The organism is Nonomuraea sp. NPDC050556 (genome assembly GCF_044457355.1).
In the GTDB taxonomy this organism is placed as follows: Bacteria; Actinomycetota; Actinomycetes; order Streptosporangiales; family Streptosporangiaceae; genus Nonomuraea.
Genome location: NZ_JBITGU010000002.1, coordinates 655398 through 676988, shown reverse-complemented (window position 1 = coordinate 676988; position 21591 = coordinate 655398). Strand labels below are relative to the sequence as shown.

25 protein-coding genes are annotated in these 21591 nt (G+C 68.3%); 16 read left to right on the top strand and 9 right to left on the bottom strand.

Annotation, left to right across the window (positions count from 1 at the left end; all coding sequences use genetic code 11):
• A complete protein-coding gene (locus tag ACIBG8_RS21330) occupies positions 1–1878 on the top strand; it encodes a hypothetical protein (RefSeq protein WP_397344601.1) in 1878 nt (625 codons plus the stop codon).
• Between the two features lie 68 nt (positions 1879–1946).
• Here the strand turns inward: ACIBG8_RS21330 and ACIBG8_RS21325 are convergent, their stop codons facing one another.
• Both ACIBG8_RS21325 and ACIBG8_RS21320 read right to left on the bottom strand, forming a co-directional pair.
• The gene (locus tag ACIBG8_RS21325; RefSeq protein WP_397344600.1) at positions 1947–2522 is read right to left on the bottom strand and encodes a TIGR03086 family metal-binding protein; all 576 of its coding nucleotides are present in this window, start codon (positions 2520–2522) and stop codon (positions 1947–1949) included.
• A 27-nt stretch (positions 2523–2549) separates the two neighbouring features.
• Positions 2550–3452, bottom strand: a complete 903-nt coding sequence (locus tag ACIBG8_RS21320; RefSeq protein ID WP_397344599.1) for a TetR/AcrR family transcriptional regulator C-terminal domain-containing protein — start codon at positions 3450–3452, stop codon at positions 2550–2552.
• A 76-nt stretch (positions 3453–3528) separates the two neighbouring features.
• Here ACIBG8_RS21320 and ACIBG8_RS21315 point away from each other — a divergent pair, with 76 nt between their 5' ends.
• From ACIBG8_RS21315 to ACIBG8_RS21300, 4 genes are all read left to right on the top strand, one after another.
• Positions 3529–4626 carry an FAD-dependent monooxygenase gene (locus ACIBG8_RS21315; RefSeq protein ID WP_397344598.1) on the top strand — a complete coding sequence of 366 codons (1098 nt, stop codon included), beginning with the start codon at positions 3529–3531 and terminating at the stop codon, positions 4624–4626.
• A 29-nt stretch (positions 4627–4655) separates the two neighbouring features.
• A complete protein-coding gene (locus ACIBG8_RS21310; RefSeq protein ID WP_397344597.1) occupies positions 4656–5597 on the top strand; it encodes a sigma-70 family RNA polymerase sigma factor in 942 nt (313 codons plus the stop codon).
• A gap of 395 nt (positions 5598–5992) precedes the next feature.
• Complete coding sequence (locus ACIBG8_RS21305; protein ID WP_397344596.1) at positions 5993–6325, top strand: hypothetical protein; 333 nt, start codon at positions 5993–5995, stop codon at positions 6323–6325.
• 39 nt (positions 6326–6364) lie between these two features.
• A complete protein-coding gene (locus tag ACIBG8_RS21300; RefSeq protein ID WP_397344595.1) occupies positions 6365–6952 on the top strand; it encodes an ArsR/SmtB family transcription factor in 588 nt (195 codons plus the stop codon).
• Between the two features lie 327 nt (positions 6953–7279).
• Here the strand turns inward: ACIBG8_RS21300 and ACIBG8_RS21295 are convergent, their stop codons facing one another.
• Entirely contained in the window at positions 7280–8320 is a 1041-nt protein-coding gene (locus tag ACIBG8_RS21295) for a LacI family DNA-binding transcriptional regulator (RefSeq protein WP_397344594.1), read from the bottom strand.
• A gap of 62 nt (positions 8321–8382) precedes the next feature.
• Between ACIBG8_RS21295 and ACIBG8_RS21290 the strand changes: the two genes are divergently transcribed.
• The 4 genes from ACIBG8_RS21290 (at position 8383) to ACIBG8_RS21275 (ending at position 11028) form a co-directional block, all read left to right on the top strand.
• Positions 8383–8565 carry a hypothetical protein gene (locus tag ACIBG8_RS21290; RefSeq protein WP_397344593.1) on the top strand — a complete coding sequence of 61 codons (183 nt, stop codon included), beginning with the start codon at positions 8383–8385 and terminating at the stop codon, positions 8563–8565.
• Positions 8566–9061: 496 nt separating this feature from the next.
• Positions 9062–9496 (top strand): VOC family protein, encoded by a 435-nt coding sequence (locus ACIBG8_RS21285; RefSeq protein WP_397344592.1) that lies wholly within the window; start codon positions 9062–9064, stop codon positions 9494–9496.
• 36 nt (positions 9497–9532) lie between these two features.
• Positions 9533–10369 carry an SDR family oxidoreductase gene (locus ACIBG8_RS21280; RefSeq protein WP_397344591.1) on the top strand — a complete coding sequence of 279 codons (837 nt, stop codon included), beginning with the start codon at positions 9533–9535 and terminating at the stop codon, positions 10367–10369.
• A gap of 185 nt (positions 10370–10554) precedes the next feature.
• Positions 10555–11028 (top strand): GNAT family N-acetyltransferase, encoded by a 474-nt coding sequence (locus ACIBG8_RS21275; RefSeq protein ID WP_397344590.1) that lies wholly within the window; start codon positions 10555–10557, stop codon positions 11026–11028.
• Between the two features lie 387 nt (positions 11029–11415).
• Here ACIBG8_RS21275 and recQ read toward each other — a convergent pair whose 3' ends face one another.
• Positions 11416–13239, bottom strand: a complete 1824-nt coding sequence (gene recQ / locus ACIBG8_RS21270; RefSeq protein ID WP_397344589.1) for a DNA helicase RecQ — start codon at positions 13237–13239, stop codon at positions 11416–11418.
• Between the two features lie 9 nt (positions 13240–13248).
• Positions 13249–14415 (bottom strand): MFS transporter, encoded by a 1167-nt coding sequence (locus ACIBG8_RS21265; RefSeq protein WP_397346155.1) that lies wholly within the window; start codon positions 14413–14415, stop codon positions 13249–13251.
• A 70-nt stretch (positions 14416–14485) separates the two neighbouring features.
• Between ACIBG8_RS21265 and ACIBG8_RS21260 the strand changes: the two genes are divergently transcribed.
• Positions 14486–15199, top strand: coding sequence for an SDR family NAD(P)-dependent oxidoreductase (locus ACIBG8_RS21260; RefSeq protein ID WP_397344588.1), 714 nt, complete (start codon positions 14486–14488; stop codon positions 15197–15199).
• Here ACIBG8_RS21260 and ACIBG8_RS21255 read toward each other — a convergent pair.
• Entirely contained in the window at positions 15170–15832 is a 663-nt protein-coding gene (locus ACIBG8_RS21255) for an HAD-IA family hydrolase (protein WP_397344587.1), read from the bottom strand. The two genes, ACIBG8_RS21260 and ACIBG8_RS21255, sit on opposite strands and share 30 nt — an antisense overlap.
• 33 nt (positions 15833–15865) lie before the next feature.
• Here ACIBG8_RS21255 and ACIBG8_RS21250 point away from each other — a divergent pair, with 33 nt between their 5' ends.
• The 6 genes from ACIBG8_RS21250 to ACIBG8_RS21225 all read left to right on the top strand — a co-directional run bounded on the left by ACIBG8_RS21250 (position 15866) and on the right by ACIBG8_RS21225 (position 19856).
• A complete protein-coding gene (locus ACIBG8_RS21250; RefSeq protein WP_397344586.1) occupies positions 15866–16642 on the top strand; it encodes an LLM class flavin-dependent oxidoreductase in 777 nt (258 codons plus the stop codon).
• 120 nt (positions 16643–16762) lie between these two features.
• On the top strand, positions 16763–17581 hold the full coding sequence (locus ACIBG8_RS21245; protein WP_397344585.1) for a DUF1152 domain-containing protein: 819 nt from the start codon (positions 16763–16765) through the stop codon (positions 17579–17581).
• Between the two features lie 13 nt (positions 17582–17594).
• Positions 17595–18149, top strand: coding sequence for a GNAT family N-acetyltransferase (locus tag ACIBG8_RS21240; RefSeq protein ID WP_397344584.1), 555 nt, complete (start codon positions 17595–17597; stop codon positions 18147–18149).
• A 293-nt stretch (positions 18150–18442) separates the two neighbouring features.
• On the top strand, positions 18443–18712 hold the full coding sequence (locus ACIBG8_RS21235) for a DUF3040 domain-containing protein (protein WP_397344583.1): 270 nt from the start codon (positions 18443–18445) through the stop codon (positions 18710–18712).
• Positions 18713–18761: 49 nt separating this feature from the next.
• Entirely contained in the window at positions 18762–19325 is a 564-nt protein-coding gene (locus tag ACIBG8_RS21230) for a TIGR03086 family metal-binding protein (protein ID WP_397344582.1), read from the top strand.
• A gap of 234 nt (positions 19326–19559) precedes the next feature.
• On the top strand, positions 19560–19856 hold the full coding sequence (locus tag ACIBG8_RS21225; protein WP_397344581.1) for a putative quinol monooxygenase: 297 nt from the start codon (positions 19560–19562) through the stop codon (positions 19854–19856).
• A gap of 154 nt (positions 19857–20010) precedes the next feature.
• Here ACIBG8_RS21225 and ACIBG8_RS21220 read toward each other — a convergent pair whose 3' ends face one another.
• From ACIBG8_RS21220 to ACIBG8_RS21210, 3 genes are all read right to left on the bottom strand, one after another.
• The gene (locus ACIBG8_RS21220) at positions 20011–20418 is read right to left on the bottom strand and encodes a hypothetical protein (protein ID WP_397344580.1); all 408 of its coding nucleotides are present in this window, start codon (positions 20416–20418) and stop codon (positions 20011–20013) included.
• Positions 20419–20496: 78 nt separating this feature from the next.
• Complete coding sequence (locus ACIBG8_RS21215) at positions 20497–20712, bottom strand: DUF397 domain-containing protein (protein ID WP_397344579.1); 216 nt, start codon at positions 20710–20712, stop codon at positions 20497–20499.
• Positions 20713–20911: 199 nt separating this feature from the next.
• The gene (locus tag ACIBG8_RS21210) at positions 20912–21589 is read right to left on the bottom strand and encodes a hypothetical protein (protein ID WP_397344578.1); all 678 of its coding nucleotides are present in this window, start codon (positions 21587–21589) and stop codon (positions 20912–20914) included.
• Positions 21590–21591: the final 2 nt, after the last annotated feature.

Here is a 21591-nt window from a genome sequence, read left to right as displayed (position 1 = left end):
ATGAAGTACGGAGCTTTATTCGCCATGCTCCTGACCGTCGTCAACCCCGGATTCGAGCAGGGTACGGCAGGCTGGACGTTCACCCAGGGCACCGGCGTTGCCACCAACAGGCCACACGGCGGCGCCAAGCTGATCTACCTCGACGCGGGTCCAGGCAGGTCCGTCAGCCAGACCGTCCACGTGCAGCGGGCCGGCCGCTACTCGATCTCCGCCTGGATCTCCACCGGCGGCCCGGACGGCACGTTCACCGTCCGGCGCAACGGCGCGGAGGCGGGCAGGATCACGCTGCCCAGCCGGTCCACCTACGCCCGCTACACGATCTCCAACGTCGAGGTGGCCGAGGGCGACCAGCTCGAGATCGTCTTCGGCTCCGGCTCCGGCTGGGTCAACGCCGACGACGTGATGGTCTCGCCGGGCGCTGCCGCGAACCCGGTGGTGACCTCGTCGAACCCCAAGGTCGCCGAGATGTTCGCCTGGGCCAAGGACAAGGCGGGCAGCTGGGTGCACCAGGACGGCGCCCCGGGCCCGTTGAACGTCGACGAGCGCCGGCCTGCGGGCACCGGGGAAGGCGTCTACGCCTCCACGTACTGGGCCGGATACGCCCACCGCAGCGGCTACTACTCGCGCGACTTCGCCCACCAGCTCGCCGGCGCGCACATCCTGGGCCTGGCCGAGCAGAACAAGACCATGCTGCGCTCCTTCGCCGCGTCCGCCTCGGAGGAGCACAGGTACTACCCGGTGTGGGCGCTGAACTTCGACGCCTCCACCTACCTGTCCATCGACTACCGGTCGCCGACGAACTTCGTGCGCGAGGTGCCCGCCGCCTTCGAGCTGGTCGAGAAGGCCAACGAGGCGTTCAGGTGGAGCGGCGACCGGGCGTACGTCGACGACGAGGCGTTCTGGGACTACTACCGGCACGTGGTGAAGGACTTCGTCGAGCTGCACGACGGGCTGCTGCCGAACGGCGTGGCCGAGGGCACCGGCAAGGGCATCTTCCAGGGCGCTGCCAGCTACAACGAGTCGGGTGACGAGCCGCTGGCCGAGGCGGGAGACGCGATCGGCGCGCAGTACCAGGCCTACCGGGCGTTCGCCGCGCTCGCGCTCGACCGGCGCGATCTGCGCACCTCGCTGTCGGCGGCGCGGAAGGCCACCGAGCTCAAGCGGTACTTCAACACCACCTGGTCGGTGAAGCCGGGCAGCGGGGAGTTCGTGCGCGCCTACACCGTGGACGGGACGCCGCTGACCGGGTTCGGCAAGGAGAACAGCTGGTTCATGCCGCTCAAGGGCATCATCGACGCGGGTTCCCGCAACGACGCCTACCTCGACTTCGTCGACGCCGAGGCCTCAGGGGCCGGGCGGCCGGGGAACATCGAGGCGATCACGTACCTGCCGGACACGTTCTTCAGGCACAACAGGAACGAGACGGCGTGGAAGTGGATGCAGCACGTCTACGACCAGCGGGAGGCCAGGCACACGGTCAGCCGCCAGGGGCTCAACGGGGACTACCCGGAGGTGTCGTTCACGCTGGTCAGTCAGACGGTGGAGGGGTTGATGGGGATCCAGCCGGACGCGCCCCGGCGTACGGTGGCCACGCAGTCGCGGCTGCCGGGGGACATCGGGTGGCTGGCCGTGTCCGGCGTGCCCGTCGGTGACGGCACGATCGGCGTACGGCACGACGGTGTGAACGCGTCCACGTTCACGAACGAGTCGGCCGGGTCGCTGATGTGGGAGGCACGGTTCCTGGGCGAGCACCGGTGGCTGGAGGTCAACGGCCACCGCTTCCCGGGGCTCGCCAAGACGATCGACGGGGTGACGTACACCGTGGCCACCGTCCCCGTGCCCGGCGGAAAGACCGCAACCGTCAAAACCGCCCGATAACTACCCCAGGCCCTCAGGAACCTTGAGGTTTGAGGGCCTTGGAGTCTTTCTGTGGGTTGGGGTTGGAGTCAGGCCGTCCAGGCGGGGTTGCGGCCGAGGTAGCGGAGGAGGGCGGCGGTGTCGTCGTCGCCCTCCTGCGGCTCCAGCGCCGCGGCGTAAGCCCCGTACTGCCGCAGCGGCTCGACGATCTCCTTCGCCACCACCAGCAGCTCCCTGGACAGCTCGGGCGTGAGCGGCGAGGCCTGCCCGGTCGCCACCGCGATGTCCCAGGCGTGCACGCCCGCGTCCAGTGCGGCGGCGCCGGCGCCGAGCCACTTGGGCATCTTGCCCTGCGGCAGCGGGGTGGGCGCGTCCTGGACGTCGTCGCCGACCGAGTCCCACGCGCCGGCCGAGGCGGTCATGGCGCGCTCGGCGAACTCCAGGGGGTTCTCGCTCAGGGTGCCCGAGGGGTCGAAGGGGTTGAAGTCGGGGCCCGGCTCGCCGGTGATGAAGGAGGCGTAGGCCTGCTGGTCACCGGTGGCGTGCTGCAGGACCTGGGTGACGTTCCAGTGCTCGCAGGGGGTTGGCCGCGTCCACCCGTCCTGGGGAACGGCGGCGAGCGTGGTGCGGAGGGCGGTGTGCGCGGCGTTCAGCGTGTTCGTCATGTCTCTACTATAGCAGAACGGAATGCTTTATTCCACTATCTGGGCGAAGCCGTTCAGAAGAGCCTGTAGCCCGAACTCGAAGAGCACGTCGAGGTCGAAGTCGTAGCCGTCGACCAGCTTGGTGATCAGCGAGCTGTAGGAGGGTAGCTCACCGGAGGCGATCAGTGCGGTGAACGCGGCCTCCTGGCTGTCCATCCACTCGTCCTCGGTGAGCCCCGTGTCCGCCTGCGCCTGTGCCTCTGCCTCCAGGTTCGACGCCGTGCCCCTGACGTACCCGTACAGCGTGATGTGGATGTGGAACGTCGTGACCGGATCGAGGTCGGCATCCTGCAGCGCCGACATCATCCAGTCGGCGTGCTTGATCATGTTGGGCAGCGGCAGCGGCCTGCCGAGCGGCACCAGCAGGGCCACCCACGGATGGCGCCGGTACATCGCCCACTGGGTGCGCGCCGAGACCTCCAGCCGGGCCCGCCAGCCCGGCGGCACGTCGTCCGGGTAGACGGCGTCGCCGAACGCGGCGTCGACCATCAGCAGCGTCAGGTCCTCCTTGTTGGCCACGTGCCGGTAGAGGGACATGGTCGGCACGTCGAGCTTGTGGGCGATCGCCCGCATCGTGATGGCTTCAAGCCCCTCGCCGTCGGCGATGTCCATCGCCGCCCTGACGATCCGCTCCTTGCTGAGCCCCTGCTCCTTGAGCGGGCGCGGCTTGACCGTGCGGCTGGACACGATCGTGCCGAACCTGGGCTCGGTCTGCACCGTGCCCTCCATGCGCAACGTGGTCAGCGCCTTGGCCGCGGTCGCCAGCGCGACCCCGAAATCCTTGGCCACCTGCCTGGTCGACGGCACCCGGTCGCCCGGCCGCAACTCGCCGCTCGCGATGCGGCCGCGTATGTCGTCGACGATCCTCATGTAGGGCGGCTGTTCTAGCACAGCACCCACCCTAGCCTAGGACAGAGTCCCTGCTCCAGCTTGTGTTCGCCCTTGCGTACTGCGTACATTCAGAGCCATGAAGATCCTGATTTCCGGCGCCAGCATCGCCGGTCCCGCCCTCGCCTTCTGGCTCACCAAACACGGCATGAACGTCACCATCGTCGAGAAGTGCCCCGACATCCGCCCCGGCGGCCAGGCCATCGACATCCGCGGCGCGGCCCTCGGCATCGTCGAGCAGATGGGGATCGACGCGCAGGTGCGCGAGGTGGCCCTCACCATGCGCGGCATGTCCTTCGTCGACGACGACGGCAACGTCCTGCACAGCACCACCGAGGAGACGATCACCGGCGGCTCGACGACCAACGCCGACATCGAGATCCTCCGCGACGACCTCGCCCGCGTCCTGCACGACGTGACCCGCGACACCACCCGCTACATCTTCGGCGACTCCATCGCCGCGATCGACGACTCCCTAGTGACCTTCGACAGCGGGCGGCAGGAGCGCTTCGATCTGATCGTCGGCGCGGACGGGATGCACTCCAACGTGCGCTCCCTGGCGTTCGGCGAGGAGTCGCAGTTCATCTCCCACCTCGGCACCTACCTGTCGGTCTTCACCATGGACAACTTCCTCGGCCTCGACCGGTGGCAGACCTACCTCAGGGGCGAGGACCGGATGGCCGGCCTCTACAGCGTCAGGGCCAACACCGAGGCCAGGGGCATCATGGGCTTCGTCTCGCCGCCCATCGCGTACGACTTCCGTAACGTGGAGCAGCAGAAGCACCTCGTGGCCGACAAGTTCGCCAAGGACGGCTGGGAGGTGCCGCGCCTGATCGAGGCCATGTGGCAGGCCAAGGACTTCCACTTCGACTCGATGGCCCAGATCCGGATGCCCGCGTGGTCGACCGGCCGGGTGACGCTCGTCGGCGACGCGGGCTACTGCGGCTCGCCCATGTCGGGCCAGGGCACGAGCATGGCGTTCGTCGGCGCGTACATCCTGGCGGGCGAGCTCGCCACCGGCGGCGGCCTGGCCGGGTACGAGCGGGAGATGCGGCCGTTCGCCGAGCTCAACCAGGACTTCGCGCTGCGCATGAGCGCGTGGCAGGAGGACATGAGCCAGCCGCAGCCCGACGTCAACGAGGTGTCCGGAGCGATTTCGCTGAAAGACTACCGATGACTTTCGCGCCTTAGGTAGGTCTATAGGTTATGGACGATTTCGTCACGCTGGCCGATCCCTACCGCCGGGAGCTGATGGCGCACTGCTACCGCATGCTCGGCTCCGTGCACGACGCGGAGGACCTGGTGCAGGAGACCTACCTGCGGGCCTGGCGGGCCTACGAGGGGTTCGAGGGGCGCTCCTCGCTGCGCACCTGGCTCTACCGGATCGCCACCACCCAGTGCCTGACCGCGCTGGAGAGCCGGGGCCGCCGCCCGATGCCCACCGGGCTCGGCAGCCCCAGCTCCTCGCCCGACGACGACCTGGTCGCCTCCGAGGTGCCCTGGCTGGAGCCGGCGCCCGACGACCTGATCGGGGGCGACCCGGCCGCGATCGTGTCGGCCCGCGAGAGTGTACGGCTGGCGTTCGTGGCGGCGCTGCAGCACCTCCCGCCCAGGCAGCGTGCCGTACTCATCCTGCGTGACGTCCTCAAGTGGCGGGCGGCCGAGGTTGCCTCGGCGCTGGACACCACGACGACCGCGGTCAACAGCATCCTGCAGCGGGCTCGGGCGCAGCTCGACCAGGTCGGGCCGTCGCAGGACGAGGTGGTGGCGCCGCTGACGCCCGCGCAGCAGGAGCTGCTGGGCCGGTACGTGGCGGCGTTCGAGCGCAAGGACGTGGACGCGATCGTGGAGCTGTTCACGAAGGAGGCGGTGTGGGAGATGCCGCCGTTCGAGCAGTGGTACCAGGGGAGGGCGAGCATCGCGCGGCACCTGTCGCTGCGGTGCCCTGGGGGGCCTGGCAGCATGCGGTTGCTGCCGGTGGCGGCGAACGGGCAGCCTGCCTTCGCCCTCTACATGCGGGACGCGGCGGGGGTGCATCGGGCGTTCGTGCTGCAGGTGCTGACGTTCTCCGGGTCCGCGTTGACGCATGCGGCGAACTTCCTGGACACGCGGTTGTTCAAGACCTTCGGCCTGCCGGACACGCTGTGATCGGGGGGGTCGCGCTGTTGGAGCGCGCGATCGCGTACACGCAGGGGAGCCTGCAACTGGTCACGTGGCGGGATCTGTCGCGTACGACCCCTTGCGTGGAGTGGGATCTGCGGGAGCTGCTGGACCACCTGACCGACTCCATGACCGCCCTCCGTGAAGCCGCCGACGAAGGCCACATCACCCTCCCCCCTTCCACATCACCCCACGAACACCTCCCACTTCACGAGCGCCCCTCGCCCCTCGCCGCCCTCGAACCCCCTCCAGGCTTTCCCCCCCTTTTGGGCCCTCGTGTGGGACTCCCCCCTCTCCCTGACCCCTCACCCCGTCCGGGACCCCCGCCCATTCCGAAGCCCACCCGAGGCTCTCCCAGCGAGGTCGGCGCGCTGGTCGGCGGGTTGCGGCAGTTGGCGGGCGCGTTGCTCGGAGCATGGACCCTCGCCCAGGACCGCGAGTCCGTAGCAGTCGGCGGATGCGCGATCACCTCCGCCCTGCTCACCGGCGTCGGAGCCGTGGAGGTCGCCGTCCACGGGTGGGACGTGGCGCAGGCCTGCGGCCGAACCCGTCCGATCCCCCCAGACCTGGCCCGGGAACTGCTCACCCTCGCCCCCTACGTCGTCTCCCCGCTCGACCGGCCCGCCCGCTTCGCCGTACCGCTGACGCCTGTGACGACAGGTGATCCGTACGAGGAACTGATGGCCTTCCTGGGAAGAAGCACCGACAACTCGTGATGCTTTGACAATATTGATTGTCGGTGCGACCGTGGAGGCATGTTCGATGTCGCGGTGATCGAGGACCCGGCGGCGGCCGAGGTGTCGCTCGACCCGATGCGCGCCCGGCTGCTGGCCGAGCTCGCCGTGCCCGGGTCGGCGACGATGCTGGCCGCCAAGGTCGGGCTGGCCAGGCAGAAGGTCAACTACCACCTCAAGACGCTCGAGAAGCACGGGCTGGTCGAGCTGGTGGAGGAGCGCCGCAAGGGCAACGTCCACGAGCGGGTCATGCAGGCGACCGCGGCGTCTTACGTGATCTCACCCACCGCCCTCGCCGCCGTCCAACCCGACCCTTCTCGCTCGCCCGACCGGTTGTCGGCGCGGTGGCTGCTGGCGGTGGCGGCGCGGCTGGTCCGTGACGTGGGGGAGCTGATCACCGGGGCCACGAAGGCGCAGCAGCGGGTGGCGACGTTCGCGATCGACGGCGAGGTGCGGTTCGCTTCCGCAGGCGATCGTGCGGCGTTCGCCGAGGAACTGGCCCATGCGGTGACCCACCTGGTGGGCAAGTACCACGACGAGTCCGCAGAAGGCGGCCGCGACCACCGCCTCGTCATCGCCATCCACCCCAGCATCAAGCACCCGCAGTAGCGCTTTTAGGGACCCGCATATGTCCTGAGACGCCTTAAAGGGCCCTGCACAGATCCCGAGCCCCGACTCGGACCCCAGGCCCGCCCCAGGCGCACGCGTAGAGACCCAGCGAGGCCCCGGCCCGGGCCCCAGGCCCGCCCAGGCTCCGCCCCCTAGACCCGACACGGGCTCCGGGGGCCAGACATGCACCGTGGCCCCACGGCGCGACCGGATCCCGGGGGTCGCGGCCAGAAGACCTTTGGGCTTGGGGCGTGAGCGAGAAATCTCGGGGTGTGTCCGGAGGTGATGCGGCTCCGGGCTGGGGCTTTGTTGGATTCGGGAGGGGGGTCAGGGGGTTTTCGGGGCTGGGCCGGTGGTGGTTCGGGTGATCAGTTCGTGGGGGAGGATGATGCGCTCCGGCTCCGGCCGTACCCCTGAGAGCAATAGCCGTCCCGCCGTCTGACCGATGAGCTGCTTGGGCTGCCTGATCGTCGTGAGGCCCGCCTCGGCGGCGCCGCTGTCCGAAAACCCGACCACCGACAGATCGGCGGGCACCTCCAACCCCGCCTCCGCCGCCGCGTCCAGCACACCAAGCGCCATCACGTCCGTATTGCACAGGATCGCGGTAGGCCGAGGACCCAGGGCCAGCAACGCCCGCCCAGCCTCCCGCCCGGCCTCGCGCGCGTTCCCCGACACCTCGTACACCGGCACGTCGTCCCCAGCCGCCGCCCGATATCCCGCGACCCGGTTGCGCATCGCCTCGAACACCGCGCTCTCCTGGCGTGCCAGGTCGGCCCAGCCGTGCCGTCCGTCCTGATGGAGCCCCACGACCGCGAGCCCGAACCGCCGGTGCCCGAGCTCCAGCAGATGCCGTACGGCGTCGCCGGCCGCCCGGTGCTCGTCGATCCCGATGAACGGCAGGCCCGGTATGTACGGCTCGTCCACCAGCACCGTCGGCAGCCGGCGCGCCAGCACCGCGTCCAGCGCCGCATGCCGGTCGGGCAGCGAGAACACGCAGAAGGCGTCGACCACGGCGTCCCTGATGATCTCCGGACGTTCCACGCCGCGCGGCTGCTGCAGGATGAGCAGCCCGACCGCCGCCTCCTCGGCCGCGACGGCCAGGCCTTGGAGGAAACCGATGGAGTACGGATCACCGAAGGCGTACGGCAGGGTCTCCGTGAAGATCAGCCCGAGCGCGCCCGCGCGGCCGAGCCTGAGGGAGCGGGCGGTGGGGTTGGGACCGGCGTAACCGAGCTCTTCTGCCACCTGGAGGATGCGTTCGCGGAGTTCGTGGCTGAGCTGGTCGGGGCGGGAGAAGGCATAGGAGACGGTCGCCCGGGACACGCCCACCCGGTCCGCGATCGTCTGCAGGGTCACACGCTCGGCCATGCCCACACCCTAGCGGTGCGCTTCTTAATCCATTAAGCTCTTAATTGATTAAGGAGGCAGGTATGGACGCGATGCAAGTACTGGCCCACCAGACGGCGATGGGCTTCACCGACTACCCCCGGTCAGCCCTTCCCGGTGCGCCCAAGCGACCGCGACGGCGGATCAGGACGCGGGTAGCCCGCACCCTCCGCCACACCGCCGACCGCCTGGACCCCATCCCGACCTGCAGGGCAGCGCTGGGCTGACCGACACGCCTTGGGGATCCCCGAGCCGACGCACGAACTCCGGGATCCCCAAGACCTCACCCCACCCGTGGCACTCTTCGCCCCCGCCCCCGCCCCCGCCCCCGCCCCCGGCCCCGGCCCCGGCCCCGGCCCCGGCCCACGCCCGGCGCTCGGCCCATGTCTACGCCCGCCCCTCGGCCTATGCCCTCTCTGGGCTCTTGTTCGCATCTGGGCCGACCTCGGCTCGGGTGTTCCGTGCTTCGCCGCTGCTCTGGCTCTGACCGCTTCGCCAACCCGGGCGTGCTCCGCGTCTATCCCGCCCTACGAGAGGCCTTCGTGGAAAGAGGGCGGGGCGGTCCCTCATGGATGTTTGTCGTTCTTCGTGAACCGGCCGTCGCAGGAGCGTCGTGCTCCCTCGGTATACACAGCGGGATGTGGCGCTACTCCTGAGGTGAGTTCATCGCGGTGAGCAGGATCAGAGAAGCGGGGTACGGCGGCGCTGCTTAGCGTGGGCGGCATGACCATCGCGCTCCAGTATTGCCACATCACCGTCAGCGATCTGGACGAGTCGCTCGCCTTCTACCGCGACGCGCTCGGCCTCGAGGTGCGCCAGGACGTCGGGAGCGGGGTGTCCCGCTGGATCACCCTCGGGAGTGATACCCAGCCGGGCCTGGAGTTCGTGCTCTCCGTGCCGCATGCCGGCCGTACCCGATCCGAGGGGGACGCACTGCAGGACCTGCTCACCCAAGGCATCCTGCCGATGATCGTCTTCAGCACCGACGATCTGGACGAGACCTTCGAACGGGTGCGTGCGTGGGGCGCCGAGGTGCTCCAGGAGCCCATCGAACGCCCCTGGGGACCACGCGACTCCGCCTTCCGCGACCCCTCGGGCAACATGGTCCGCATCCAGCAGCCGTCAAAGAATATGGAACAAATCATTCCGTTCTGGTAGGGTGGGCTCCGTTGATCCGTCCTTGAAGGAGTTCAGATGTACCTGGTCACTGGTGCCACCGCCCACTTCGGCCGTCAGGCCGTCGAAGCCCTGCTCGCCGCGGGCCACCCGGTGCGGGCGCTGACCCGCGATCCTTCGCAGGCGGGGTTGCCTGAGGGTGTCGAGCTGGCTCAGGCAGACCTGACCAAGCCGGAGACCCTGCCCGCCGCGCTGGCGGGGGTGCGCGGGATCCTGCTGGTCCTGCAGTACGGCATGGACCCGGCGCCGCTCCTGGCCGCCGCCCAGGAGGCCGGGGTCGGGCGGATCGTCTTCCTGTCCTCGGGCGCGGTCGTGGACGGCGTCGAGGTGCAGCCCGATGTGATCGCCCAGTACCACGCTGACGTGGAGCGGGCCGTTCAGGAGTCCGGGCTGGAGTGGACGGTGCTGCGGCTGCTGTTCCCGGCGATCAACTCGCTGACCTTCGCCATGCAGCTGGCCGGGGGCGACGTGATCCGCGCGCCGTACACCCAGGCCGCCTTCACTGCCATCCACGAGCTCGACGTCGCCGACGTCGCAGTCGCCACCCTCACCGGCGACGGCCACACCGGACAGACCTACAGCTTGACCGGGCCCGAGTCGCTCACCCAGGCCGACCAGGTCCGCATCCTCGGTCAGGCGCTCGACCGCCCGCTCACCGTCGAGGACCTCGCCCCGGAGCCTGTTCTTGAGCAGATGAGCGCCTTCATGGACCCCGCCTTCATCGGCGCACTGTTCGGCCTCATGGCGGCCACCGTCGGCAAGCCAGCCGAGGTCAACGACACCGTCGAACGCATCACCGGACACAAGCCCCGCACCTACGCCCAGTGGGCGACCGACCACGCCAAGGACTTCTAGATCACACGACTTTCTGGCGGACGAGATATTGGAACGGCCGGCCCGGTACCCCTCCACTTCAGGGAGGGGGACCACAAGGCCAGAGTCGTGGTGCCTCTTGAGGAGGACGGATTGTCCGAGGCCACCGAAGCTGCACTGCATTGGGACGGTGACAATGGCAGCCTGGCCTCGGCCACAATGCTCGGATGGACAACACCATCACTATCCGTCCAGCCGTACCTGATGAGCTGGAGACGGTCGCCCACCTCCGGTGGGAGTGGATCCTGGAGAACGACGGCATCCCTGTCACGGGGCGAGACGAGTTCCTGAAGTACTTCGTCAGCTGGGCGGAGGAGAACGCGTCGTCGCACCGCTGCATGGTCCTTCTCCGCGATGAGGTGATCATCGGCATGGCCTGGCTCGTGGTCCTCCCTCGGGTGCCCAGCCCACGCGCTTTGCACCGAGCATCAGGTGACCTGCAGTGCGTGTATGTCGTTCCTGACGAACGTGACAGTGGTTTGGGCGGTCGGCTCATCGACGCGGTTCTGGATCGCGCTCAGGAGCTCGGCCTCGAACGAGTAACCGTGCACTCCAGCCCGCGCGCGATCCCAGCCTATTCACGCCACGGTTTCGAAACATCGCCCCGGCTCCTTCAAGCCCAGGTCGCGCGCACTCCCTGAAGATGTTTCTCCCGCCCTGACGTACGCGCCCGAGGTGAAAGGTGAATGACGTGCCTGGCCTGCGCAGCGGCTCCGCGCTTGCTGGGCTCTGAGCACGATGTGGGCAGGGAATTACACCGCCCGACAGGGCGAGACCAGCTGGGCGATGGATTGTCGACGTGGGTCAAAAGTTCGGTGGATTCTGGCCGTCTTCTCGGGAGAGGCTTGAGGCCTCAAGGGGCCGGGGGCCGGGGGCCGGGAGGCCCTCGGCTGGGGGTCTTGGGGGGCTTGGCTCCCCAATAAGGGGAGCCCGGAGACTTCTCGTGCGTAGCGCGCTAATAGCGGAGGCCCATGCGTGCGCCGAGCGGAGCGTGCCATCAGGCAAAGGTTCCATAGGCGCGGGCGCCTCTATGGGGAGAGGGTTTCCAGGACCTGGTCGCCGTATTTGGCGAGTTTGTTTTCGCCCACCCCGTTCACCTTGCTCAGCTCCGCCAATGACGTAGGCGCCAAGGTGGCGATCTCGCGGAGGGTGGCGTCGTGGAAGATGACGTACGCCGGCACGCCCTGTTCCTTGGCCATCGCCGCGCGCCACGAGCGCAGGCGTTCGAAGGCCGGGGTGGCTTCTTCGGATAGTTCTATGACCTTCTTTGAAGAAGAAGACGACGACGACGAAGACGATGAGGATCGGGTGCGTTCTGGGCGTTTGGGTTCCTGGCGTAGGCGGACCTCGTGGTTGCCGCGCAGTACGTCGCCGCTCGCCTCCGTCAGGACCAGCGCGCCGTACTCCGACTCCACCGCCAGCAACCCCTGCGCCAGCAGCTGCCGTGCCACGCTCTGCCACTCCTGCGCCGTCAGCTCTGTCCCCACCCCGAACACCGTCAGCGTGTCGTGCCCGTGTTGCACCACCTTGGGGGTGCGCTTGCCGAGCAGGATGTCCACCGACTGACCCACGCCGAAGCGTTGCCGCCGTTCGCGGTCAAGGCGCAGGACGGTGGACAGGAGCTTCTGCGCCGGGACGGTGCCGTCCCACGACGAGGGCGGGTTCTGGCAGGTGTCGCAGTTGCCGCAGGGTTTGCCTTCCTGGCCGAAGTAGTCGAGCAACTGGACACGACGGCACGAGATGGTTTCGCACAATGCGAGCATCGCGTCCAGGTGGGTGGCCAGCTTGCGCCGGTGCGCGTCGTCGCCCTCGGAGGAGTCGATCATCTTGCGCTGCTGCACGACGTCCTGCAGGCCGTACGCGAGCCAGACGGTGGCGGGCAGCCCGTCGCGCCCCGCCCGCCCGGTCTCCTGGTAGTAGCCCTCGACGGATTTGGGCAGGTCGAGGTGGGCGACGAAGCGCACGTCAGGCTTGTCGATGCCCATGCCGAAGGCGATGGTGGCGACCACGATGAGGCCGTCCTCGCGCAGGAAGCGGGACTGGTTGTGGGCGCGGGTCCGGGAGTCGAGGCCCGCGTGGTACGGCACGGCCGGGATGCCGTTCTCGACCAGGAAGTCGGCGATCTTGTCGACGGAGGCGCGGGACAGGCAGTAGACGATGCCCGCCTCGCCGTCGTGCTCGGTGCGCAGGAACTCCAGGAGCTGGCGCTTGGGCTCGCTCTTGGAGGTGATGCGGTAGTGGATGTTGGGCCGGTCGAAGCTCGCCACGAAGTGGCGCGCCTGCTCCAGGCCCAGCCGGGAGGTGATCTCGGCGTGCGTGGCCCTGGTGGCGGTCGCGGTCAGGGCGATGCGCGGCACGTCGGGCCAGCGTTCGTGCAGGGCGGACAGCGCGAGGTAGTCGGGCCGGAAGTCGTGCCCCCACTGGGCCACGCAGTGCGCCTCGTCGATCGCGAACAGTGAGATCTTGCCGCGCTCCAGCAGCCGCAGCGTGGCCTCCACGCGCAGCCGTTCCGGAGCGAGGTAGAGCAGGTCGAGCTCCCCTGCGACGAAGGCGGCCTCGACCCGTTGGCGTTCCTCGAAATCCTGCGTGGAGTTGAGGAAGCCGGCGCGGACGCCGAGCGCTTGCAACGCGTCGACCTGGTCCTGCATGAGCGCGATCAGCGGGGAGATGACGACGCCGACGCCCTCGCGCGCGAGCGCGGGGATCTGGTAGCACAGCGACTTGCCGCCGCCGGTCGGCATCAGGACGAGCGCGTCGCCACCTGCGACGACGTGCTCGATGATCTCCTGCTGACCCTCCCTGAAGGAGGCGTAGCCGAAGACGCGGTTGAGGATCTCTGAGGGGGACTCCACGCGGCAACCTTACGAGGCGGGGGCGGGTGGGTCCGCCGGTTCGCCTACGGCTGAGCGTTCGTATACGACCAGCGCGAGGGCGCCGAGCACGCACGACAGGGCGACCGCCGCCATTACGGCCGGATACCCCGCGACCTGCGCGACGGCCGCCGCGGCGAGCGGCGCGAGCGCCTTGGCGACCGTGATCGGCAGGGCCAGCGCGCCGCTGATCGAGGCGTAGGCGGCTGTGCCGTACCGGCTGGCCAGGAGGGCCGGCCTGGCGATCGTGGCGACGCCGAAGCCCAGCCCGAACAGGACGACGGACACGACGGCGCCGGGAACGCTCGATCCGACCAGGGGGAGCAGCACGGCCGCCGTGGCCTGGAGCGTGAAGACGGCCGCGGTGATCAGCGCGATCGGCCAGCGGGTCTGCAGGCCCGTCGTGAGCACCCGGCCGGTCACCGACAACACGCCGAGCAGCCCGGCCACGCTCGCGGCGAACACCGGCGAGTGGCCGAGCGCGATCAGGTACGTCACGAGCAGCACGCCCATCACCGCGACCGCGCCGGTCTGGCTGAGGAAAGCGGCTGCGAGCAGCCAGAACGGCCGCTCACGAAGCGCGGGACCGACGCGAGGAGAAAGACGAGGCGATGTACGGCTCCGCACCGCGAAAGCATGCAGAGGCACCGAGACCACCCCGTACCCCACGGCGAGCAACACCAATGCCTGGCGCCAGCCGTACGAAGCGACCAGAAATCCCGTCAACGGAAGGAAGATGCTCGACGCGAACCCCGCCACCACCGTCACCGCCAGCAGCGCCCCCGACCTGCGCGCGGGCGAGAACCACGCGACGATCACCGCGAAAGCGGCCTCGTAGAGGACCATCGCGGAGGCGACGCCGAGCGCCACGCATACCGCGTAGAACTGCGGCAGGTTCTCCACGCGCGACCAGGCGAGCACGGCCAGCGTCCCGATCACCGAGCCCGCCGTCATGAGCCCGCGCCCGCCGCGCCGGTCGAGCCACCGCCCGACCAGGGGCGCGACCAGTCCGGAGATCAGTACGGCGAGCGTCATGGCAGCGGTGAGCTGCGCCACCCCGGTCCGCAATGACACCGACATCGGGGTGAGAAAGACCGAGAAAGCGTAATAAAGCACGCCGTAGCCAGCAGTCTGGGTGATCGCCAGCGCCGGGATCATACGGAGCACGTTTGGCCCCTTCCCGGCGGGCACTCCACCCATGCGGCGAAATCTAGTGATAGGAGTCACTGTGGGTGTTTCGTATGTAGTCACCGGGGGCGGGCGCGGCATTGGACGGGCGATCGCCGAGCGGCTGCTGGAGCAGGCCACCGTAGTGATCGTCGACCATGACGCCCCGGACTGGCGACACGAACGGCTCATCACGGTCATCGGCGACGCCAGCCACGAGAGCGTGGCAGAACACGCCGCCGACCTGGCGCAGGAGTCCGGCGCGCTGGCCGGATGGGTCAACAACGCCGCGTCCTTCCGCGACGCCTCACCCGACAAGGACGACATCTCCCTCATCAAGCGGCTGATCGCGGCGAACCTCGACCCGGCGCTGATCGGTTGCGCGGTCGCGGTGAAGCGGTTCATGGCGACCGGGGGCGCGATCGTCAACATCACCTCACACCAGGCGCAACGCGCCGTTCCCGGCTGCCTGCCGTACGTCACGGCCAAGGCCGCCATCGAGGGGCTGACCAGGGCCCTTGCCGTCGAATACGGCAAGCACGGCATCAGGGTCAACGCCGTCGCGCCCGGTTCCGTGGCCACCGAGCGAAACGCGCAACTCGTCGGGGTCGAGCGGGAGATGGCGCGATTGCACCCGATCGGTCGGGCGGCGCGCAGCAGCGAGATCGCCTCGGCCGTGGCATACCTGCTGTCGGCCGAGGCGAGCTTCATCACCGGCGCCGTCGTCCCGGTGGACGGCGGGCGCTCAGTCCTGGGGCTGGACCCCGAGAGCTAGCGGCAGACCGGACAGATCAGGCAGTACGGCGTGAGCCAGAGCGGGATCATCAGGCGCGCCGTGCCTGTTGACCCAGATGCACCGGACGCCCAGTTCGCCGGCCGGGATCACGTCGTGGAAGTAGCTCTGCGCCACATGCACCCATTGAGCGGGTTCATACGACTGGCGGAACCTGAGGAAGTGGTTGTGGGCGGGTTTGTAGGCACCCGCGTCCTCGGCGGTGACCGTCGCGTCGAACGGCACGCGCAGGCGGCGCAGCGTCTGGCCGATGATGTCGCGGTCGCAGTTGGTGAGCAACGCCAGATTCCACCCGGCGGCCCGCAGTTCCGCCAGCGCCTGCCGTACCTCGGGAAAGACCGGCCAGTAAGGGATGCCCGTGGCCAGGACGTCCGCGTCGTCATCGGCGAGGTCGATCTTCTCCTCCGCGGCCGCCCGGCGTAGGGTCTCGGTGAGTACGTGGCGGTAGCGTGGCGTCGGTTCTGCCTGCTGGACCTGGTGTTCGTGCCTGTTGTAGGCCGCCAGCAGCCGCGCGCCGTTGCCCGGGGAGACGAGGTCGGCGAGCGTGGCGATGCCGTGTCGCCAGTCGATGAGGGTTCCGAAACAGTCGAAGGTCACCCAGCGGTGGTCGCTCATATCGTGATTTTGGAGGACGTAATGCTTGTTGGGGTGAATGTGGCTGCATCGTCGGCGGATCCGGTGGGTGAGGCGGTGGCGGCAGAGGAGCTCGGGTTCGACTTCGTGTCGACGTCCGACCATCCGTGCGGGACGTCGCCCACGTTCGAGACCTGGACGATGATGGCCTGGATGGCGGCGGCGACCTCGCGGATCACGATCGCCAGCCGGGTGCTCGGCGTGCCGTACCGGCCTCCTGCGATGGTGGCCAAGATGGCCGAGACCTTCTCGCGGCTGTCGGGCGGGCGGTTGATCCTGGGGCTCGGCGGTGGTTACTCCGACGAGGAGTTCCGCGCCTTCGGGCTGCGGGTTCCGACGCCCAGGGAGAAGGTCGACGGGCTGGCCGACGCGATCACGATCGCCCGTGGGCTGTGGTCTTCGTCCGCTTTCACGCATGAGGGTACGGTTCACCGGGTCGAATCCGCTGATATCGCGCCGAAGCCATCGCATCGCATCCCGATCTGGGTCGGCACCTTCGGGCCGCGCGCGCTGGACGTGACGGGGCGGCTGGCCGACGGGTGGATCCCGTCGATGGGGTTCGCGCCGCCGGAGCAGATCCCGGCGATGCGTGACCGCATCTTCCGCGCGGCCGAGGCGGCCGGCCGTACGTCTGAGGACATCACGCTCGCCTACAACGTCGGCGCGGACATCACAGTCGAGGAGCTCACCGACCTGACCAAACTCGGCTTCACCGCCTTCAACTTCATGGCGAACGGTCCCGAAGATGTGGAACGCCTGGCCATCGACGTCCTCCCCGCGCTCAAGTCGTGATTCCGGAGCTCTTCGCCCGGCTGGAGCGGTCGCGCAGCGTCCTGGTGGCGGGCGGGCGGCGGGTTCGACGTCTACGCCGGGCTACCGCTCGCCCTGTCGCTGTGGGAGGCGGGGAAGAAGGTGCACCTGGCCAACCTGTCCTTCAGCCACCTCGACGGGCTCGGTCTGGACGCCTGGCTCGACGAGGACGTGGCGGCGATCCGGCCGGACACCGCGACCAGGGACTGGTATTTCCCCGAGCGCGCTCTGGCCCGGTGGCTGGCGGCCAACGGGCTTCCCGCCGTGGTGCACGCCTTTCCGAAGGTCGGCGTACGCCGGCTGCGAGCCGCGTACCAGGTGCTGGTGGAGCGGCTGGACCTCGACGCCGTCGTGCTGGTCGACGGTGGGACCGACATCCTGATGCGTGGTGACGAATCCGGACTCGGTACGCCGGAGGAGGACATGGCCAGCCTCGGAGCCGTCCATGGGCTCGCCGTACCCGAGAAGATCGTCGCGTGTCTCGGGTTCGGCATCGACGCCCATCACGGGGTCAACCACGTGCAAGTACTGGAGAACCTGGCGGCGCTGGAGCGTGACGGCGCCTATCTGGGGGCTTTCTCCGTTTCGCGGGCCACCAGGGAGGGGCGGCTGTATCTCGACGCCGTAGCGCATGCCCTGGAGGAGATCCCGAAGCATCCCAGCATCGTCAACGGCTCGATCGCGGCTGCGATGCGCGGCGAGTTCGGTGACGTGCACTTCAGCGAGCGGACCAGAGGGAGTGAGTTGTTCATCAACCCCCTCATGTCGGTCTATTTCGCGATAGATCTGGATGGGTTGGCTCGGCGGTCGCTCTACCTGGACCAGATCGAGGACACGGTGTTGATGCGGCAGATCAGCGCGGTCATCGAGACGTTCAGGCAGGAGATCTCGCCGCGGCCGCCCAGGAGCTTTCCGCACTGAGAGGGGTTGGGAAATGACGTCGGCCTGGGTGGGGGAGAGAGTGAGGTTACGGGGGGTTGAGCCGGGGGATTGGGTGGCGTTCGCGGGTTTCGACGAGTTCTCGGATGATGTGCGGAACTCGTGGTTCCTGCCGCCGCCGCGTTCCGCCGAGGCCGCCAAGAGGTGGGCGGCGGAGCTCGCCGTACAGGATCCGGGGTTCGACGAGTTTCGCCTGGTCATCGCGGTCAAGGAGGACGGCGCTGCGGCTGGGATGATCAACACGCAGAACATCGACACCCGGTCTGGGACGTTTTCCTACGGGATCGGGGTTGGCCGGCCGTACCAAGGAAAGGGCCTGGCGAGGGAGGCGGTGGTGCTCACGCTTCGTTACATGTTCGCCGAACGGCGCTTCCAGAAGTGTGACATCACGGTCTATGGGAGCAATGCGGCCTCGCTCGCTCTGCATGAGCGGCTGGGGTTCGTGGTGGAGGGCCGCAAGCGGCGCAGCCATTACGCGGCCGGCCGCTTCGAGGACGTGGTGTTGCTCGGCATGACGATCGAGGAGTTCGACCAGCTTCACGGCCTTTAGCCGCGGGTGAGCAGGAAGCCCGCCATAGCGTCGACGCTCAGGCCGATGGCGCGCTCGTCAGGGACGAAGTCGGGCGAGTGCGGCATCGCCCGCGCAGGGCGTCCGCGACCAGCGCCGCCGTGCGCCGCTCCGTTCCGGCCAGCTCGGGTTGGCGATTGATCTCGCGCCGTAATTCGATCAGTCCTTCATGATCCATAGCGCCCATGCTGCCACAGGCCTTAACCCGGAAATTGGCCGCTAAACGTCCTAATTCACCCTTCCCATCCCGGCTAGTGCGAGTTACTTATGGGTAGATGCTTGGCATCGACGTGGAATGTGGTGATGACATGAGCCTTTCCGGAAAGGAGCGCCGGACCTTCGCCGAGATCGAACAAGCGCTGACCATGGGGGACCCCGAGTTCGCCAGGCGCATCGCCATGATCGATCGGATCGAATCCGGCGTCCAGGGATCTTCCGTCATGTACGGCAAGCGGGTGCTGGCCTGGGTGAAACGCCCCTGGGTCATAGCGGTCGCCGCCGCCGTCATCCTTGCTCTTCTGGTTCTGGCGGTAATCACCGCCTGATGTCGATTCGCTCTCCCTTCGTTCGACGTGTCAGCGAAGGGAGCTACCAATGAATCTGACACTTCTGGCCCGCGCGCTCGACCAGACCGGCACGCTGATCGCGGCCATCACGCCCTCGCAGGCGGACCTGCCCACACCGTGCGCATCATGGGACGTGCGTGCGCTCGTCAACCACGTCGTCGACGAGGTCCACCAGTTCGCGGTGATCACCGGGGGTGGGGAGCGTAACCACCTCGGCGTCGACGTGCTCGGCGCGTCGTGGCCCGACGCGTTCGCCCGCGAGGCGGCGTTCCTGCTGGCGGAGTGGGGGCGTCCTGGAGTCCTGGAGCGTACGGTGACCCTGCCGTTCGGGGAGGTCACCGCGGAGTGGGTGCTGGGGCAGCAGATCGCGGAACTGGCGGGGCACGCGTGGGACATCGCGCGGTCCACGGGGCAGTCGGTGGACCTCGACGGGGAGGTGGGGGAGGCGGCTTACGCGTGGATGCGGGAGGTGATCCGGCCGGAGTTCCGCGGGGCGGAGGAGGACGGGTACCACATGGGGCCGGAGACGGTTGTGGGGGAGGATGCGGCGCTATATGACCGTATCGCCGCCTATGGCGGGCGCGCCGTATAGGCATGGGCCTTCGGGGGTTGGCGCGCTTCGCGCGAATTACCCTCCGGGCTGGTCTTATTGGGGGGCCGAGCCCCCCAAGACCCCCAGCCGGGCGGCCTACCGGCCCCCGGACCCCCGAGGTCTCAGGCCCCTCGGCAGGTGAGGAGTGTCTGGCCCGACGCGCCGGCGAATTGCTGGGCTGTGGTGATCCAAGGCGAATAGTCTGCTTTGGTCGTTCCGATTCAGGGAGGCCTCGTGGCTGTTCGTCATGTCATCACGATCCAGGTGGCCTCTGGTCAGGCTGCTCGTTTCGCCGACGCATTCAAAGCGTTGCAGGCTGTGGTGGGCCAGGAGGAGGGCTGTGAGCAGTACGAGCTGTTCCAGAGTCTGGATGACCCTGACAGGCTGGTGATACTGGAACAGTGGGCCAGCCAGGAGCTGCTGGAGAAGCATATGGAGGCGGAGCGCAGCGGCTACTCTTCGCTGATTGATGCTCTTGTGGAGCTGTGGGCGTCTGGAGTCCTGCCGACGGTCGAGCGCTTCGACGTTTGATCGCCCTTAATCGCGCGACGTTCGCCGCCGGTGAAGCGGAGAGTCCCGGCGTCCGGATTCTCTGAACGCGTCATCCGCGTGGTGCAGGGCCGCGATCTCCAGGCAGGGCCTTTAGGCCCCTGAGGTCTCAGTCCCTCGGAGGGAAGAACGCTTCCTACAGCGGCCGGCCATCGTCAGCCCCCTTTGTGGGGCAGGGATGGTTCACGTGCCGGTTGGGGCAGCAGATCATGCCGATCGTGAGGAAGCGGCCTCCTGGCAGCCATTCACCCCACTGCACATCCACGCCGCGCGGCAGCAGGTCAGTTGCGGCTAGTGCGCGGGTGCTGAGCGGAATCGTGCCATCCGCTCCTCCGTTCCGAGCATATTCACGTGCGATCCACTCGACGGCGCTGGTTGCATCGTCGAAGGTCTCAGCAATCCGGTTTGCTGGTTTGCGTAGCCACTCGCCGGTGCGCATCGGCGGCAGCGGCGAGGAGGTGAAGTCCGTCGAGGTGGGCCGCCGTTCGGCCTCCCGCGCCAGGTCGGCTCCGTTACCGAACCACGTGTAGGCGTGCCAGTGCACCAGGTCCCCCTACGGTCGAAGGCAGACGTCCCCCCGCTTGATTCAGGCGGGCGGGGAGCCGTCTGCCGGCGGTGGTTTCTAGATGGTCCGCAACCCTGCCGCGCGGAGCTCGTGACCGGTGAAGCGAAGCGTCCCGGCATCGAGGTTCTTCGAATCACGCAGCGCGAACGCGTCGTCCGCGCCCTGGAGGGCTGCGATCTCCAGACAGGATTCGCCCTCTCCGTCCTCGTTGTTGTTGCCACCGCAGAGGCGGTGGAACTCCAGCGGCCCGGATTCCATTGCGTACAGGTCCATCCCTTTGCCCTCCTTCAGACTCGGACCGGATGGCCCGAGTCGGTGTCACGGCTGGGGTCCAAGCCCGGTCGCTGATCGCCAACCGTGCGTCTGTAGTGGGTGACTCGACTCCCGTGCTGGCCTCATAGGAGGCATGTCTGGGGGCTATGGGCCGCCCGTCGCCTTCGTGCAGTTCTCGTCGCTGGATCGGGGTGGAACGTCAGGCCGCGACCGATCGCAGATCGAAGACCCTGACGATGAGTTGATGAGCTAGCACGTAGGGCAGCAGGGAGGTGTCTGTGAACCGCATCTCCACATTCCGTAGCGCCACGGCGGCCCATGGCCGGTAGACATCGCCCAGCACACCGACCGGCAGGGCGCCGCCCGCTGTGTAGACCGTCGTTGAGGAGTCTTCGAGTTGTGGGCAGGATGCCAACGCATCGGGAATGCAGGTCCAGCAGGTGGGCGGAGCGTTGGTGATGATCGTGCCCGGCTGCTCCTCATCCCACCGGAACACCTTCTCCGTCATGATCCACGGAAAGCGCCCTCGCTCATCCCTGGCGGGCTTGCCGCACACCTGACACCACAGCCTGGCCATGCACAGCCACTGACGACGAGTGTTCAGCTTGCGCCATTGCGGTTGACCTTTGCGTTTGGTGCGGACGCGGGCTCTCAGGACCCCGTCCACCCAATCGCCCGGCTTGGCCGCCTGGTAGCTGAGCTTGAGATGGTTCCAGCGATCCGGTACGAAACAGATCGGATCCGCCACCAACTCATCGCTATAGGCGATCACGTAAGGCACAGTGATCCGGGGCTGATGCACAGCCGCCACGCCCGCCGCCGTCATGTCGGCCCCCTGCGCCGAAACTCCGACGGGAAGCACGCCGTCAGCAGCCACCC